This is a genomic window from Nocardioides scoriae, assembly GCF_900104965.1.
Classification (GTDB): Bacteria; Actinomycetota; Actinomycetes; order Propionibacteriales; family Nocardioidaceae; genus Marmoricola; species Marmoricola scoriae.
Window position 1 is genome coordinate 3533312 of the sequence record NZ_LT629757.1, and the last position, 16326, is coordinate 3549637.

Sequence of the window (16326 nt, forward strand, 5' to 3'; positions counted from 1 at the left end):
GGGGGTCGGCGCGGGGTCGGCGCCGCCACCCTCAGAACCCCGCCGGCAACGGGTGGTCGGCGTCGTGGACGACGTAGACGGTGCCGCGGGAGCCGGACTGCCAGGCGCGCTCGAACTGCCCGCGGTCGTAGGTGCGGCGCACGCCGGCGTTCGTGGAGGCGGCGGGGTCGTTGACGACCACGTCGCCGGTCCTGGTGAAGCCCGCGATCACGACGAGGTGGCCGGCGGTGGCGCCGATGGGGGCGCCGGCGAGGCCGCCGCGGGAGAAGGAGATCGAGGCGGCCAGGGGCACGCCGGCGGCGACGAAGCGCTCGGCGTCGCGCAGGCTCGAGAGGCGGGTGACGAAGGCGTCGCCGGTGCGGTTGGCGGCGTACGCCGTGTTGAAGGCCCAGTTGCCGGCGCCCCGGTAGCCGTGGTCGTAGACGGTGCGGGCGACGTGGTCGACGAAGCGGTCGGTGTCGCCGGCCGCCACCCAGGCGTAGGAGCCGGGAGCCGGGAGCCGGCCGTAGTAGCCGAGCAGCATCGACAGCGAGGTGGGCGAGCACCAGGCCTGGCCGCCGCCGCCGTACTGGGGGTACTCGCCGCGGTGCGTCATCTGGCTGTACGCCGGCACGGCCAGCGTCCGCGCGCCCAGCAGCGGCCGGCTGGTCGGCTGGGTGGCGCCGGCGCGGCTGGCCACGGCCTGCACCGAGCGCAGCGCGGGCGTCGCGGTGCTGCCGGCGGCGCGGAAGAGCGTGACCCGGAGCTGGTAGCTGCGCAGCGTGGTGCCGGGGGCCGCCCGCAGGGTGTCGGTGGCGACCGAGGCGACGGCGTCGCGCTGCGCGCCCGCGCTGGTGCGGCGGAACGTCGTGTCGCGGTGGGACCAGTTGCCCATCACCTTCCAGCCGCTGGTGCGACCGGTCGTCGAGGTCACCCGCGCCAGCACCCGCACGAAGGTGTTCGCCGGGGTCTCGGCCGACCACGACGGGACGAGCTCGTCGAAGGCGCGGGCCGGCGTGCTGACCGGGGAGGTCCAGCGGCCCCACGACCAGGTGCGGCCGGCGTACGTCGTGGTGCCGGCGGGGCGCGAGCTGCTCGGCACCAGCCGGGCCGAGCCGCCCGCGACGCTGACCGCCTCGGCGGTGCCGGTCCGGAGCTGGGCGTCGCTGGTGAGCTGGCGGAAGGTGTGGCTGGGTGCGGCGGTGGAGGTGGCCGACGCGGCCCAGCGCGCCTCGACCGGCGGGACCCCGCGGCCGTCGAGCCCGGTGAGGGCCGCGGCCACCACCGAGAGGACCACGGCTCCCGCGGCGAGCGCCTGGAGACGGGCGGGCACGCGGGAGGGCGCACGACCGCCCCGACGAGCAGCTGGCCGAGAAGACATGCCACCGAGGGTAGGTCCCATCCGTCACTCCAGGGCGATTTCGCCACATTCGTGACGGTCGGCGGTGGTCGGGGCGACCACCTCGGACCTCTAGAATCACCGGGTGACCCTCCGGCTCTACGACACCGCGACGCGCGCGGTCCGCGACTTCGTCCCCCTGCACGAGGGCCGTGTCGGGGTCTACGTGTGCGGGCTGACGGTGCAGTCCGAGCCGCACGTCGGGCACGTCCGATCGGCGGTCAACTTCGACGTGCTGCGGCGCTGGCTGCTGGCCAGCGGCTACGCGGTCGACTTCATCCGCAACGTCACCGACATCGACGACAAGATCCTCGCGAGGTCGGCCGAGCAGGACCGCCACTGGTACAACCTCGCCTACGACATGAAGCGCGAGCTCGACCGGGCCTACGACGCGCTGCACGTCCTGCCGCCGACCTACGAGCCGGCCGCGACCGGCCACGTCCCCGAGATGGTCGAGCTGATCCTGCTGCTGGTCGAGCGCGGGCACGCCTACGCCGCCACCGACGGCTCGGGCGACGTCTACTTCGACGTGCGCTCCTGGCCGTCGTACGGCGAGCTGACCCGCCAGTCCGTCGAGGACATGGAGCCCGCCGCCGACGCCGACCCGCGCGGCAAGCGCGACCCGCGCGACTTCGCCCTGTGGAAGGGCCGCAAGGACTCCGAGCCGCCGACCGCGTCGTGGCCCTCCCCGTGGGGACGCGGCCGACCGGGCTGGCACGTCGAGTGCTCGGCCATGGCCGGGAAGTACCTCGGCGACGCCTTCGACATCCACGGCGGCGGCGTCGACCTGCGCTTCCCCCACCACGAGAACGAGCAGGCGCAGTCGCGGGCCGCCGGGCACGGCTTCGCGTCGTACTGGATGCACAACGCCTGGATCACCACCAGCGGCGAGAAGATGAGCAAGTCGCTCGGCAACTCGCTGCTCGTGCCGGCCGTGCTCCAGCGCGTGCGCGGCATCGAGCTGCGCTACTACATGGTCGCCGCGCACTACCGCTCCACGGTCGAGTTCAGCTTCGAGGCGCTGGAGGAGGCCGCGTCGGCGTTCCGGCGCGTCGAGGGCTTCCTCGCCCGGGTGCCCGTGGCGAGCCCCGGCGACGAGGTCGCCGCGTCGCTGCCGGAGCGCTTCACCCACGCCCTCGACGACGACCTGGCCACGCCGGTCGCCGTGGGCGCGATCCACGACACCGTGCGCGAGGGCAACCGGCTGCTCGGCGAGGGCGACCTCGCCGGGGCGCGCCGGGCCGCGGGCGAGGTGCGGGCCATGCTCGACGTGCTCGGGCTCGACCCGGCCGACCCCCACTGGACCAGCGGGGGCGCGGCCGACGACCTCACCCCCGTGGTCGACGCCCTCGTCCACGGCCTGCTGGAGCAGCGGGCCGCGGCGCGGGCGAGCAAGGACTTCGCCACGGCCGACGCGATCCGCGACCGGATCAAGGCCGCCGGCGTCGAGATCGACGACACCCCCGACGGACCGAAGTGGAGCATCGCCACCGATGCCAGGTAACTCCCAGCGCCGCGGCGCCATCAAGAAGTCCGGCAAGGGCAACCCCACCGCCGGTTCCGGCGGCCGCGTGCGGCGCGGCCTCGAGGGCAAGGGCCCCACGCCCAAGGCCACCGACCGGCCCTACCACCAGGCCCACAAGCAGGCCAAGCGCGCCGAGAAGGAGTCCGCCCGCGGCGGTGGTCCCGGTAAGCCGCGGCGCAAGCCGGGCAGCGGCGACCAGGAGTGGATCGCCGGTCGCAACTCGGTGGTCGAGGCGCTGCGCGCCGAGCTGCCGGTCACCGCGATCTACGTCGCGGAGGGCGCCGAGCGCGACGGTCGGCTCAAGGAGGTCTTCGGCATCGCCGCCGACAAGGGCCTCTCGCTGCTCGAGGTGCCGCGCGTCGAGCTCGACCGCCTCACCCGGGGCGCGGTCCACCAGGGCCTGGCCGCCCGCGTCCCCGCCTACGAGTACGCCGACCCGATGGAGTTCCTCGACGCCGCGGCCGCCAACCACGAGCAGCCGCTGGTCGTCGCGCTCGACTCGGTGACCGACCCCCGCAACCTCGGCGCGGTCGTCCGCTCGGCGGCCGGCTTCGGCGCCCACGGCGTGGTCATCCCCGAGCGGCGCGCGGCCGGCATGACCGCCAGCGCCTGGAAGACCTCGGCCGGGGCGGCCGCGCGGGTCCCCGTCGCGCAGGTCGTCAACCTGACCCGGCAGCTGCGGGCCTACCAGGAGGCGGGCTGCATGGTGATCGGCCTGGCCGCCGACGGCGAGGTCACCCTGCCCGCGCTCGACCTCGCCCGCGGACCCCTGGTCGTGGTGGTCGGCTCGGAGGGCAAGGGCCTCTCGCGCCTGGTCGCCGAGACCTGCGACCAGCTCGTCTCGATCCCGATGGCGAGCTCGCTGGAGTCGCTCAACGCCGGTGTCGCAGCGAGCATCACGCTCTACGCGGTCGCCCAGGAGCGGGCCCGGGAGTTGGCGCAGGAGCAGTCCGGCGGCTGAGCGCACGCGTCCCCGCACGACACCGGGGCGGCTGCTGGAGGTCGCCACGGGCGTCCTGGTGTGGCTGCTCGTCGCGCTGCCGGCGACCGTGTGGTGCTTCACCCACACCAGCGTCGAGACGGTCGTGGCCAGCCACGACGCCGAGCTGCGGCCCACCCTCGACGGCCGGGTGCACCTCGACCTCGGGCCCTACCTGCCCGACCTGAGGTTCCCCGCCCAGGGACGGGTCGGGGTCGACGTCGAGGTCGGCAAGACCACGGCCGACACCGGGGGCGAGCTGGCCCAGCGGTACGCCGCCATCGCCGCCCGGCCGCAGGCCGAGGAGCGCCGCGTGACCGAGGCCGTCACCGGCCTGGCCTGGCGCGCGGCCGGCTGGGGCGCGGCCGTCGGGCTGGTGCCGGTCGGGGCGTGGCTGCTCGTCGGCCCGCGACGCCGCTCGGAGCTGGCCCGCGGCCTGCGCGAGCGGGTCCGCCACCCGCGCACGGCCGTCGCGCCGGTGGCCGTGCTGGCCCTGGTCGCCGGCGTCGTCGTGGTCCTCGCCCGGCCCTGGGAGGCCGAGCCCGACCGGGTGCAGGACAGCACCTGGATCTCGCTGCAGGACGCCTACCCCGACGTGCAGGTGCCGACCGAGCTGGCGGCCTGGCAGGTGCAGGGCGGACTGTTCACCAGCGGCACCCGCCGGCTGCTGGAGAGCGCCCTGGACACCTTCCGCAAGAGCACGGTCTTCTACGACGAGGTGGTCGCGGGGGTGCCCGAGGTGGCGGGGCAGCTGCGCGCGCCCGCCGAGGACGAGACGGTCGCGGTGCTGGTCAGCGACCGGCACGACAACATCGGCATGGACCAGGTGGTCCGGGCGGTCGCCGACGAGGCCGGCGCCACCGTGGTGCTCGACGCCGGCGACGACACCTCGACGGGCGAGACCTGGGAGGCGTTCAGCCTCGACTCGCTCGACGCCGCCTTCGAGGGGTACGACGCCCGGCTCGCCATCGCGGGCAACCACGACAACGGCAGCTTCGTCAGCCGCTACCTCGCCGACCACGGCTGGACCCACCTCGACGGGACCCCGGTCGAGGAGTTCGGCGACGTCCGGGTCAGCGGCGTCGACGACCCGCGCTCGAGCGGGCTGGGCAGCTGGCGCGACGCCACCGGCCTGAGCTTCGCCGAGACCGCCGAGCAGATCGCCGACGACGTCTGCGAGCTCGACGACGCGGGCGAGCGGGTCGCCACGCTGCTGCTCCACGACGCCAACCTCGGCAAGCCGGCCCTGGCCCGCGGCTGCACCGACCTGGTGCTGGCCGGGCACCTCCACGTGCAGGTCGGTCCCGACCGGGTGGTGGGGGAGGACGGCTCCGCCGGCTACAGCTACACCAACGGGACGACCGGCGGCGCGGCGTACGCCCTGGCGATCGGGAGCAAGCTGCGCCGCGACGCCCAGTTCACCCTCGTGACGTACGCCGGCGGCCGCCCCGCCGGCCTGCAGCCCGTCACCGTGCGGACGACCGGGGAGCTGGTCGTGCAGGACTACGTGCCGCTCGACCTGCGGGGCGGCGCCCCCACCGGTGCGTCGCCCGATCCGACGCCGGAGCCCGCACCGGGTCCCACCGCGGACCCTGACGCGGGGCCCGGCGCGGGTCCCTGACGTTGAGGGGGCGGCCTACCGTGGTCGCGTGGGGAGCCCCGCCCGGATGCTGAGCACGGCCGTCGCGACGGCCGTGCCGGTCCTCGCGCTGGTCGTCGGGCTGGCGGGGTGTTCGACCCGGCCCCCGTCGGAGGCGATCGAGTCGCCGGACGCCGCGCCCCGCTCGGCCGCACCGGCGCCGACCCAGCCCCCGGAGCCGACCCGCTCGGTGGTCACCGACGACACCGGCGTCGTGCCGCAGGGCCAGGCGCCGCCGTGGGTCACCGGCCCGGCCGTCGAGGACCCCGCGGCCACCACGACGCCGGCCCCGACCCCGACCCCGGCACCGACTCCGGCCCCGGTGCCCGAGCCGCGCCGCTCCTTCGTCTCGGTGCCGGCGCTGGGCCTGGTCGACGTGCCGGTCGAGCGCTACCGCGGCCGCCCCGACGACGGGCCCGGCACCGCGATCCAGGACACCGGGGTGATGGCCTCCCCGCGCGGCCCCGCCGGCGGCGTCGGGCCGGGGGAGGTCGGCAACTTCATCGTCACCGGTCACCGGACCTCCCACGGCGCCCCGCTCGCCGAGCTCCCCTCCCTGGTGGCGGGCGACCGCGTCGAGGTGCGGTCGGGGACGCGGGTCTTCGTCTACCGCGTCACCGCCACCCGCCGGACGTCGTTCCGCGAGCCCGCGTCGCTGCGCGCCCAGGCGGCACCCGTGCCGGGCCGCCCGGGGGTCGAGGCGACCCGACCGGCCCTGACGCTGTCGACGTGCGCGACCCCCGAGGACCACGCGGCGGGCAACTACTGGTCCGACGAGCACGGCAACCCCGAGCACCGCATCGACAAGGTCGCGGTCCTCGTCGACGTGCGGCGGGCCTGAGCCGACGACCCGACGGGCCGCCCGAGCCGACCACCGGGGACGCCGGCGGGCTCACCTACGATGTCCGTCGCGCCCGCAATGCGGCGCACGCCGGTGTAGCTCAGCAGGTAGAGCGCCTCACTTGTAATGAGGATGTCGCGGGTTCGACTCCTGTCACCGGCTCCCGACGGACGTGCTCCAGCGCCGTATTGGTCTAGACCGGAGACGTACGCCGTAAGGCGTCACTGACCGTGCGGTGGCGGGTGGCCGACACCACCCGGGGCACGGTTCTGGTTGAAACGCCGATCAGCCCTCCACGGGGGGCTCGCAGGGGTGATGATCTGCTCCCGCCGGGTCATCGGGACCTGGATCGGATACGGGGGAACACCGTGAGCAGACTGCACATCTCGGGGACACGGCGCCGGGTCGCCATCGCCACGACGGCCTCGGCCGTCCTGGTCGGCGTCGGGCTCGGCTCCACGCCAGCGGCCCAGGGGGCCGACAGCAGCGAGTGTCCGGAGGCGCTGCCGCTCTCCGCGCTCACCGCTGGCGACCCGGTCGTCGGCAAGACCGTCACCACCGGTACCGCGCCCGAGGGCTTCGGCGGCACCGTCATCGGCGTGCTGGAGGACGGCATCGCACCCGGCACGGACATGATCCTGGCCGACCTCGACTCCTCGACCATCGACCGCGTGGGCATCTGGAGCGGCATGTCCGGCTCGCCGGTGTACGCCGCCGACGGTCGCCTGGTCGGCGCCGTCTCCTACAGCCTGGGCGTCGGCCCCTCGACCATCGCCGGCATCACGCCCGCCGAGAGCATGTACGCCCTGCGCACCTCGTCGGCCGTCCAGCGCAGCGCCCGCACCAAGGTCGCCCTGCCGGCCTCGCTCGAGCGGGCCGTCGCGGCCACGGGAGCCACCGGCACCACCATGAAGCGGCTCCGCGTGCCGGTCGGCCTGTCGGGCCTCAGCTCGACCCGCCTCGAGCAGCTCGCACCGGCCCTCAACGGCCGTGGCGTCCACGTGGCCGACGTGGCCGGCGGCCCCACCTCCCAGGAGCCCATCGACGTCACGGCCGGCGGCAACCTGGCCGCCTCGCTGGCCTACGGCACCATCACGGCCGCCGGCGTCGGCACCGCGACCGCCGTCTGCGGCGACGAGGTGCTCGGCTTCGGGCACCCGATGACGTTCTCGGGTCCCTCGACGATGAGCCTGCACGGCGCCCGCGCCACCCACATCCAGGACGACCAGACCGTCAGCGGCTTCAAGGTCGCCAACCTCGGTGCGCCCATCGGCACCATCGACGGCGACCGGATGGCCGGGCTGCACGGCGTCAAGGGCGCGCTGCCCACGGCGTACCCGCTCACGGCCACCGCCACGTCCGGCGGCGTCACCAAGCAGGCCAGCACCGACGTCACGGTGCAGGGGCTGCTCGCCGAGATGGGCTTCAGCAACCTGATCGCCGCCCAGGACCAGGCCATCGACCGGATCGGCCAGGGCACCGCCACGGCCGGCTGGACGATCAGGGGCACCCGCAAGAACGGCACGCCGTTCAGCTTCACCCGCCAGGACCTGTACGCCGACCAGGGCGACATCTCGGTCGCCACCGCGATCGGCCTGGCCGAGGACCTGTTCACCATCCAGGAGAACCCCGGCGAGGTCGTGAAGATCACCTCGGTGGAGTCCTCGGCCGAGCTCAGCGACGTCTACGAGACCTACGTCGTCTCGAAGGTCCAGGCCTACCAGTCCGGTGCCTGGCGGACGCTGTCGTCCTCGAAGACCAACAAGCTCAAGGCCGGCAAGGTCGCGATGAAGATCCTGCTGACCTCGCGCGAGGGTGACCCCCGCACGCTCACCACCTCGGTGACCGTGCCCAGCAAGGCCGTCTCGCGGCCGGGCTGGCTCACCGTCACCGGTGGCAACGCCGGCTCCTACGACTCGGAGGAGTTCTTCTTCTACGAGGACGAGGCGTTCGACGAGTTCCCGGCCCCGTCGGAGGACACCTTTCCCGGCGTGCTGAAGGACATGGCCGCCGGCCCGAAGAACAACGAGGTCGAGGCCACCTTGAAGTTCCGCGCCAGCGGCACCGCGGGCAAGGAGCAGGCCGTCACCGCGGCCACGCCCGACCGGGTCGTCTCCGGCTTCCGCCAGTACCGCGTGGTCGGGACCCGCTAGTCCCCACCTCCGCACCCGCTCGACCAGCAGGCCCCGCCACCCGGCGGGGCCTGCTGTCGTCCCGCCCCGTGTGCGGGCCGGGTCCGTGCCGGTCGCGGCTCGGGGCTCAGGTGCCGCAGAAGGTCCGGTAGTCGCCGAAGTCGGCCGGCGCGGGGGCGGCGTACGCCTCCAGGCCCGGCCGCTCGTCGTACGGCGCGGTGACGGCGGCCAGCAGCCGCGCCAGCGGGTCGAGGTCGCCCGCGGTGGCGGCGGCGAGCGCCTCCTCGACGAGGTGGTTGCGGGGCACGTAGACCGGGTTGACCCGGTCCATGGCGTCGGCGTCGGGGGACAGCGCCCGCCACCGGTCGAGCCAGGCGTCGACGGCCTCGAGGTCGAGCACGAGCCCGCGCAGCGGCTCGGCGTCGCCGCGCGCCGCCCGGGCGAGGTGGCGGAAGCACGAGGTGTGGTCGACCCGGCCCGACTGCATCCACGCCAGCAGGTCGGTGGCGAGGGCGGTGAGCGTCGCGTCGTCCACGTCCTCGCGGCCCGCGAGCCCGAGCTTGGCCCGCACGCCGTCGGTCCAGGCCGCGGTGTAGCGGGGGGCGAACCTCCCGAGCGACTCGACGGCGAGCGCCACGGCCTGCTCCTGGTCGTCGTGGAGCAGCGGCAGCAGCGCCTCGGCCAGCCGGGCGAGGTCCCACTGCGCGATCGCCGGCTGCTGTCCGTAGGCGTAGCGACCGGTCTCGTCGATGGAGCTGTAGACGGTGGCGGGGTCGTGGGCCTCCATGAACGCGCACGGGCCGTAGTCGATGGTCTCGCCGGAGATGGTCATGTTGTCGGTGTTCATCACGCCGTGGACGAAGCCCACCAGCATCCACCGCGCCACCAGGTCGGCCTGCGCGTCCACGACCGCCTCGAACAGCGCCCGGTAGGGCTGCTCGGCCGACGTGGCTCCCGGGTGGTGGCGGGCGATCGCGTGGTCGGCCAGGCGCCGCAGCAGGGCGGGGTCGTCGGTGGCGCGGGCGTACTGGAAGCTGCCGACCCGCAGGTGGCTGCTGGCCACGCGGTCCAGCACGGCGCCGGGCAGCACGGTCTCGCGTCGTACGCCGCGACCGGTCGCCACCACGGCCAGCGACCGCGTCGTGGGGATGCCCAGGGCGTGCATCGCCTCGCTGACGACGTGCTCGCGCAGCATCGGCCCGACGGCGGCGAAGCCGTCGCCGCCGCGCGAGAACGGCGTGCGGCCCGAGCCCTTGAGGTGCCAGTCGACCAGCCGGCCCCCACGGTCGCGGAGCTCGCCGAGCAGCAGCGCCCGGCCGTCGCCGAGGCGCGGGCTGTAGCCGCCGAACTGGTGGCCGGCGTACGCCTGGGCGACGGGGGTCGCGCCCTCGGGCAGCTCGAGGCCGAGCAGCAGCCGCACCCCGGCGTCGGTGCGCAGCGCGGCGGGGTCGAGACCCAGCTCGGCAGCGAGCGGCTCGTTGAGCACGAGCAGCGCGGGCTCCGGGGCCTCGGCGGCCCGCCAGGGCAGCGCCAGCTCGGGCAGCTCGTCGGCGAAGCGGTGCGAGAGGCTGACGGTCGGGACGGGGGCGACGGTCATGGACCGAGGCTACGTCGCGGCCGGGCGCGGGTCCCGCCCGTGTTCAGCAACCGCTCAGGTGGGTGCGTCAGACTCCTGCCCCACGTCCCGCCTCACGAGGAGACCCGCCGCACCCGATGGAGACCGACAGTCCCCGTTCCCGTGCCCCACGAGTCCGTAGCCGTTCCGCCGGCTCGACCGTCCCCCCGACCACCTGCTGCACCGCGTGGTCCTCGCCCGGCGAGGTGGTGCGCTGATGTGGGTGCTGTCCCTGCTCCTCGGCGTGCTGGTCGTGCTCGCGATCACCGCCGCCACGGGCTACTTCGTGGCCCAGGAGTTCTCCTACATGGCGGTCGACCGCTCCCGGCTGCGCTCCCGCGCCGAGGCCGGTGACGCCGCGGCCGAGCGCGCCCTCGGGGTCACCCGGCGCACCTCCTTCATGCTGTCGGGCGCCCAGCTCGGCATCACCGTCACGGCCCTGCTCGTCGGGTACGTCGCCGAGCCCCTCATCGGGGAGTCGCTCGGCGAGGCCCTCGGCGGGGTCGGCGTGCCGACCGGCGTCGGTGTCGGGATCGGCACCGTGCTGGCCCTGCTGTTCTCGACGTTCGTGCAGATGATCTTCGGCGAGCTGTTCCCCAAGAACCTCGCCATCGCGCGGCCCGAGCCGGTCGCGATCCGGCTGGCCACCTCGACGACCCTCTACCTCGGTGCCTTCGGCTGGCTGATCACCTTCTTCGACAAGGCCTCCAACCGGCTGCTGCGGCTGTTCGGCATGGAGCCGGTCCACGACGTCGAGCACGCCGCCACCGCCCGCGACCTCGAGCACATCGTGGCCGACTCGCGCGACAGCGGCGACCTGCCCGAGGAGCTCTCGGTGCTGCTCGACCGGGTGCTCGACTTCCCCGACGACGACGCGGAGCACGCCATGGTGCCGCGGGCACGCGTCGACGTGGTCCACCTCGACGACGACGTCGCGACGCTGTGGGACCTGATGAGCGTCGGGCACTCCCGCTACCCGGTCGTCGACGTCGACGGCCGCGCGGTGGGCGTGGTCCACCTCCAGGACGTCCTGGCCGCCGGACGCGACGGTGCGACCACGGCGGAGGCCCTGATGCGCGAGCCGGTCCTGGTGCCGACCGTGATGAGCCTGCCCGACGTGCTGCGCACCATGGCCCGGGAGCGCGCGCAGCTGGTCTGCGTGCTCGACGAGTACGGCGGCTTCGCGGGCGTGCTGACCGGCGAGGACCTCGCCGAGGAGGTCGTCGGCGAGATCGAGGACGAGCACGACCCGCGCGAGGTCCCCCTCGGCGAGGCCGAGCCCGGCACCTGGACCCTGGCCGGCGACGTGCACGTCGACGAGCTCGAGCGCACCGTCGGTCGTGAGCTGCCCCCGGGCGACGTCGAGACCGTCGGCGGCCTGGTCACCGCCGCCCACGGCGACCTGCCCGAGGTCGGGACGCGGGTCCACGTCGAGCTGTCCCCGGACCCCTCGACCCTCCTCGAGGAGGGCGACGTGCCGGCCGACCACCTGGTGCTGGAGGTGCTCGAGGTCGAGCACCACGTGCCCTCGACCGTGCGGGTGACCCTGCCCCCGCGCTCGTCCGACCCCCACGGTGACGACCCGGTCGCCGCCCCGATCCCGGAGGAGCAGCGATGAGCCCCCTGGTCGTCGTCCTCGTGACGGTCCTGCTGATCGTCTTCAGCGCCCTGTTCGTCGCCGCCGAGTTCGCGCTGCTCGCGGTCAAGCGCCACCGGCTGCAGGACAACGCCGGCTCGAGCCGCTCCGCCCGGGCCGCGCTGCGCAGCTTCGACGAGCTGACCGTGCTGCTCGCGGGCTGCCAGCTCGGCATCACCGCGGCGGCCCTGGGCCTGGGTGCGGTCACCAAGCCCGCCCTCGACCACACCCTCACCCCGGTCTTCGAGGGCTGGGGCGCCCCGGGCTGGCTGGCCGGCACGCTCGGCTTCGTGCTGGCGCTGCTGCTGGTGACGTTCCTGCACCTCGTGGTGGGGGAGATGGCCCCCAAGTCGTGGGCCATCGCCCACCCGGAGACCGCCGCGACCGCGCTGGCGCTCCCGATGCGGGCCTTCATGTTCGTGACCCGGCCGCTGCTGGTGGCCCTCAACAGCGCCGCCAACTGGTGCCTGCGCCGGGTCGGCGTCGAGCCCCAGGACAGCCCGCACACCGGCCAGAGCGCCGACGACCTGCGCCACCTCGTCGAGCACTCGGTCGACGCCGGCACGCTCGACACCCACCGCTCCACCCAGCTGACCCGGGCCCTGGAGCTGCAGCACCTGACCGTGGGCGACCTGGTGCGGCCGGGCGACCGCGCCGCCGCGGTCACCGTCGACCAGGACATGACCGCGGTCCGCGAGGTCACCCGCACCTCGGGCCACCTGCGCGTGCTGGTGCGCCAGGGCGGCCGCGTCCTCGGCGCGGTGCACGTCCGCGACACCATGCAGGAGCCCGACGACCGGGCTGCCGGAGAGGTGATGCGCGCCGTGGCCCACCTCGAGACCGAGACCACCCTCCACGAGGCGCTCACCACCATGCGCCAGCTGCGCCAGCACCTCGCGGTGGTCGAGGACGACGGGGTCCCGGTCGGCGTGGTCACCCTCACCGACATCGTCCGCCGGCTGTTCCCCGTGGAGCTCGACGCCGCCTGAGGACGGGACCCTTCGAGACAGGACTCCGTCCTTCCTCAGGGACCGACCACCTCGGACCCTTCGAGACAGGACTCCGTCCTTCCTCAGGGACCGGACCACCTCGGTCCCTGAGGAGGGCGCCCTGGCGCCCGTCTCGAAGGGCCGGTCCCGAGGTCTCCCTCGCATAACGATTGCCGTCGGGCCCTTACGTCGTACGGCGGGGCGGAGGTGTGCTGGCGCGGGCGTCGCACTCGGGCGGGGCCCGGCCGTCCCCTGGCGGGGGTGGTCCGCAGCGAAGGGAACATCGTGAACCACAGGTTTTCTCGGGGCCTGGTGGGTCTGGCGGTGGCGTCGTTGGCGTCCACCGGACTGGCCCTCACGTCCACGGCGGCCACGGCCGCCCCCGACCCCCGGCCGGACGCCCGGCCCGACGCCCGCGCCGCCTCCGGCGCCGGGCTCGACAAGCAGGACCGCGCCCTCCTCGGCGAGGCGCGCGCCAACGGCGAGAAGCGCGTGACGCTGCTCGTGGCCGCCACGGAGGGCGACTCCGCTGCCGTGGCCGACCGGCTGCAGGCCGTCGGCGGACGGGTCGAGAAGGAGCAGGCCGAGCTCGGCTACCTCCGCGTCTCGGTGCCCACCGGCGAGGCCAAGCGGGCCGCGAAGGTCACCGGCGTGCAGGCGGTCGACCTCGACCAGGTGATCCCGCTGGAGGACCCGCGTCCGGAGGGCTCGCAGCCGCCCACGGCGTACACCCCGCCGGGGAGGTCGACGCCCAAGGTCAACCCCTACATGCCCATCGGGGAGACCCAGGCCGCGCAGCTGACCGCCGGCAACAAGAAGTGGGACGGCCGCGACGTCACCATCGGCATCGTCGACAGCGGCATCGACCTCGACCACCCGGCGCTGCAGCAGACCACCACCGGCGAGCGCAAGGTCACCGAGTGGCGCACCTTCACCGACCCGGTCGACGACGACGACCCGACCTGGCTCGACATGACGGACTCGGTCAGCGGCACGTCGTTCGTCTTCGACGGCACGACCTACACCGCGCCCAAGAACCGCTCCTACCGGATCGACGTGTTCGACGAGCGCGACCCGCGCCTGGGCGGCGAGGTCGGCAACGACGTCGACCGCGACGGCAACCCGGCCGGCAGCGACGGGAAGTTCCCGGTGCTGTGGGACACCCGCGCCGACGAGGTGTACGTCGACACCGACCAGGACGACGACTTCTCCGACGAGCAGGCCATGTCGGACTACTCCGACGACTACGACATCGGCCACTTCGGCCAGGACCGCCCCGGCACGGCCGTCAAGGAGACGATGCCCTTCGTCGTGCAGACGGACAAGAAGTCGGGCTTCGTCAACATCGGCATCGTCTCGGGCGCCCACGGCTCCCACGTCGCCGGCATCACCGCGGCCAACCAGATGTTCGGCGGCGCGATGTCGGGTGCCGCCCCGGGCGCGACCCTGAAGTCGGCCCGCGTGTGCCTGTTCGTCGACGGCTGCACGGCCCACGCCCTCATCGAGGGCATGTCGTGGCTGGCCAAGGAGGGCAAGGCCGACGTCATCAACATGTCGATCGGAGGCCTCCCGGCCCTCAACGACGGCAACAACGCGCGCGCCGTGCTCTACGACCGCCTCGTCGACACCTACAAGGTGCAGATCTTCATCTCGGCCGGCAACAGCGGGTCGGGCATGAACACCGTTGGTGACCCCTCGGTGGCGACCAAGGTCGTCAGCGTCGGCTCCTCGATCAGCGACGACACCTGGCGCTCCAACTACGGCTCCGACTCGGAGTACGCCGACAACCTGCACGGCTTCTCCTCCCGCGGTCCCCGCGAGGACGGCGGCTTCAAGCCCCAGGTCGTCGCCCCCGGCTCGGCCGTCTCGACCGTGCCGCAGTGGCAGAACCCGACGGGCGCCTGCCTGCCGTACGCCTGCCCGCCCGGCTACGCGATGTTCAACGGCACCTCGATGGCCTCCCCGCAGGCAGCCGGCTCGGCCGCGCTGCTGGTCTCGGCGGCCAAGCAGTCCGGTGCGCAGTACAAGCCGGCCCAGATCCGCGAGGCGATGACCTCCACGGCCCGGTTCTTCGACCGCTACGGCGCCTACGAGCAGGGCAACGGCCTCATCGACACCGTCAAGGCCTGGAAGCTGCTCAAGCAGAACCTCAAGACCGTCGAGATCACCTCCTCGGTGCCGGTGAGCACCGCGCTCTCGGCCTTCCTGGCCACGCCCGGCAAGGGCACCGGCATCTACGACCGCGAGGGCGTCGAGGCGGGCGACAGCTACACCCGCTCCTACACCTTCACCCGGTTCTCGGGCCGCTCGGGCACGGTGACCTACGACCTCGGCTGGGTCGGCAACGACGGCACCTTCACCGCGCCGCGCTCGGTCTCGCTGCCGCTCGGCACGCCCGTCACGGTCCCGGTGCGGGTCAACCCGAAGAGCTCGGGCGCCCACTCCGCCGTGCTCAACCTGGACGACGCCCGCACCCCGGGCATCGAGTACCAGACCCTCAACACCGTCGTCGCCGCCGAGCGCTTCACCGCGGCCGGCAACTACACCTACAAGACGCAGGGCGAGATCGGCCGCAACCAGACCCGCTCCTACTTCTTCGACGTGCCGAAGGGGACGCCGGCGTTCAAGGTCGACCTGCAGGGCGGCGGGGCGACGCCGGGGGCCGGGCAGATCCGGTTCCTGCGCTTCCACCCGTACGGCGTCGGCGTGGACACCAACTCCACGACGTACTGCTACAACCCCGACGCGGGTGCGGGCTGCCCCGGCGGCGGTCCGTCCAGCCGCACGGTCAGCGACCCGCAGGCCGGTGTCTGGGAGGTCACGGTCGAGGCGCGACGCACCTCGGACGCGGTGCGCGCGCCGTACACGCTGACGGCCTCGGTCCTCGGCGCGGAGGTCTCGCCGAACCCCGACGTGATCGAGTCGGCGGCGGCCGGCACGCCCCTGCAGCGGACGTACACGATCGAGAACCTGTTCGGTGACGTGACGGCGCGAGCGGTCGGGACGACGTTCGGCAGCGCCAAGCGGGGCACCGAGACGATCGCCAGCGGCGAGCAGAAGGTGTTCCCGGTGCAGGTCACCGCGGGCGCCACGTCGCTGCGCGCCACGATCGGCTCGACGTCGGACACGGCGGCCGACCTGGACCTCACGGTCCTCGACTGCACGACCGGCACCTGCGTCGTGGCCGGCACCTCGGCCGACGGCGACTCCGAGGAGTCGGTGACGATCGCGAACCCGAAGGCGGGGACCTACCGGGTCGTCGTCGACGGCTACTCGGTCCCGTCGGGCTCGACGCAGTACTCCTACACCGACGTGTTCACCAACCCGGCGTTCGGCTCGGTCGCGGTGCAGGACGCCAACGCGCTCCGGCCGGCGGGCAGCACCTGGACGGTCCCGGCGACGGTCACCGCCCTGGCGGCACCCGGGGCCGGTCGCGAGCTGCTCGGCGCGGTGCAGGTCCGCACCGACGCCGGCGTCCTGATCGGCTCGGGCGACGTGGTGGTCGAGGAGGTCACCGGCGCCCCGTAGGGCACCCACGCACGACGCCGACGGGCGGTGCCGACCGGGAGACCGGTCGGCACCGCCCGTCGGT

General features: G+C 74.1%; 10 protein-coding genes and 1 tRNA gene. 9 read left to right on the plus strand and 2 right to left on the minus strand.

The window, feature by feature from the left end:
• Positions 1–31: 31 nt before the first annotated feature.
• A complete protein-coding gene (locus BLU55_RS16760; protein WP_157682926.1) occupies positions 32–1312 on the minus strand; it encodes a peptidase C39 family protein in 1281 nt (426 codons plus the stop codon).
• Positions 1313–1463: 151 nt separating this feature from the next.
• Between BLU55_RS16760 and cysS the strand changes: the two genes are divergently transcribed.
• From cysS to BLU55_RS16790, 6 genes are all read left to right on the plus strand, one after another.
• Positions 1464–2882 carry a cysteine--tRNA ligase gene (cysS, locus tag BLU55_RS16765; protein WP_091732067.1) on the plus strand — a complete coding sequence of 473 codons (1419 nt, stop codon included), beginning with the start codon at positions 1464–1466 and terminating at the stop codon, positions 2880–2882.
• A complete protein-coding gene (rlmB, locus tag BLU55_RS16770; protein WP_091732069.1) occupies positions 2872–3864 on the plus strand; it encodes a 23S rRNA (guanosine(2251)-2'-O)-methyltransferase RlmB in 993 nt (330 codons plus the stop codon). The genes cysS and rlmB overlap by 11 nt, the downstream gene beginning before the upstream one ends.
• 58 nt (positions 3865–3922) lie before the next feature.
• Entirely contained in the window at positions 3923–5503 is a 1581-nt protein-coding gene (locus BLU55_RS16775; RefSeq protein ID WP_091732072.1) for a metallophosphoesterase family protein, read from the plus strand.
• Between the two features lie 28 nt (positions 5504–5531).
• On the plus strand, positions 5532–6362 hold the full coding sequence (locus tag BLU55_RS16780) for a class E sortase (RefSeq protein WP_231916923.1): 831 nt from the start codon (positions 5532–5534) through the stop codon (positions 6360–6362).
• A gap of 89 nt (positions 6363–6451) precedes the next feature.
• Positions 6452–6524: transfer RNA gene (locus tag BLU55_RS16785), tRNA-Thr, on the plus strand.
• 206 nt (positions 6525–6730) lie between these two features.
• Positions 6731–8515, plus strand: coding sequence for a hypothetical protein (locus BLU55_RS16790; RefSeq protein WP_091732078.1), 1785 nt, complete (start codon positions 6731–6733; stop codon positions 8513–8515).
• Between the two features lie 106 nt (positions 8516–8621).
• Here BLU55_RS16790 and BLU55_RS16795 read toward each other — a convergent pair whose 3' ends face one another.
• Complete coding sequence (locus tag BLU55_RS16795; RefSeq protein WP_091732081.1) at positions 8622–10091, minus strand: protein adenylyltransferase SelO; 1470 nt, start codon at positions 10089–10091, stop codon at positions 8622–8624.
• A gap of 235 nt (positions 10092–10326) precedes the next feature.
• On the opposite strand from BLU55_RS16795, the gene BLU55_RS16800 reads away from it, so the two are divergent.
• The 3 genes from BLU55_RS16800 to BLU55_RS16810 all read left to right on the plus strand — a co-directional run bounded on the left by BLU55_RS16800 (position 10327) and on the right by BLU55_RS16810 (position 16262).
• Positions 10327–11727, plus strand: a complete 1401-nt coding sequence (locus BLU55_RS16800) for a hemolysin family protein (protein WP_091732083.1) — start codon at positions 10327–10329, stop codon at positions 11725–11727.
• On the plus strand, positions 11724–12734 hold the full coding sequence (locus tag BLU55_RS16805; RefSeq protein ID WP_091732086.1) for a hemolysin family protein: 1011 nt from the start codon (positions 11724–11726) through the stop codon (positions 12732–12734). Before BLU55_RS16800 ends, BLU55_RS16805 begins: the two co-directional genes overlap by 4 nt.
• A 324-nt stretch (positions 12735–13058) precedes the next feature.
• Positions 13059–16262, plus strand: a complete 3204-nt coding sequence (locus BLU55_RS16810) for a S8 family serine peptidase (protein ID WP_407938393.1) — start codon at positions 13059–13061, stop codon at positions 16260–16262.
• Positions 16263–16326: the final 64 nt, after the last annotated feature.

What these genes read in the sequence shown, in the direction of transcription:
- rlmB (WP_091732069.1), top strand. Translation starts at nt 2,872, where the DNA reads ATGCCAGGTAACTCCCAGCGCCGCGGCGCCATCAAGAAGTCCGGCAAG.
- BLU55_RS16795 (WP_091732081.1), bottom strand. Translation starts at nt 10,091, where the DNA reads ATGACCGTCGCCCCCGTCCCGACCGTCAGCCTCTCGCACCGCTTCGCC.
- BLU55_RS16800 (WP_091732083.1), top strand. Translation starts at nt 10,327, where the DNA reads ATGTGGGTGCTGTCCCTGCTCCTCGGCGTGCTGGTCGTGCTCGCGATC.
- BLU55_RS16805 (WP_091732086.1), top strand. Translation starts at nt 11,724, where the DNA reads ATGAGCCCCCTGGTCGTCGTCCTCGTGACGGTCCTGCTGATCGTCTTC.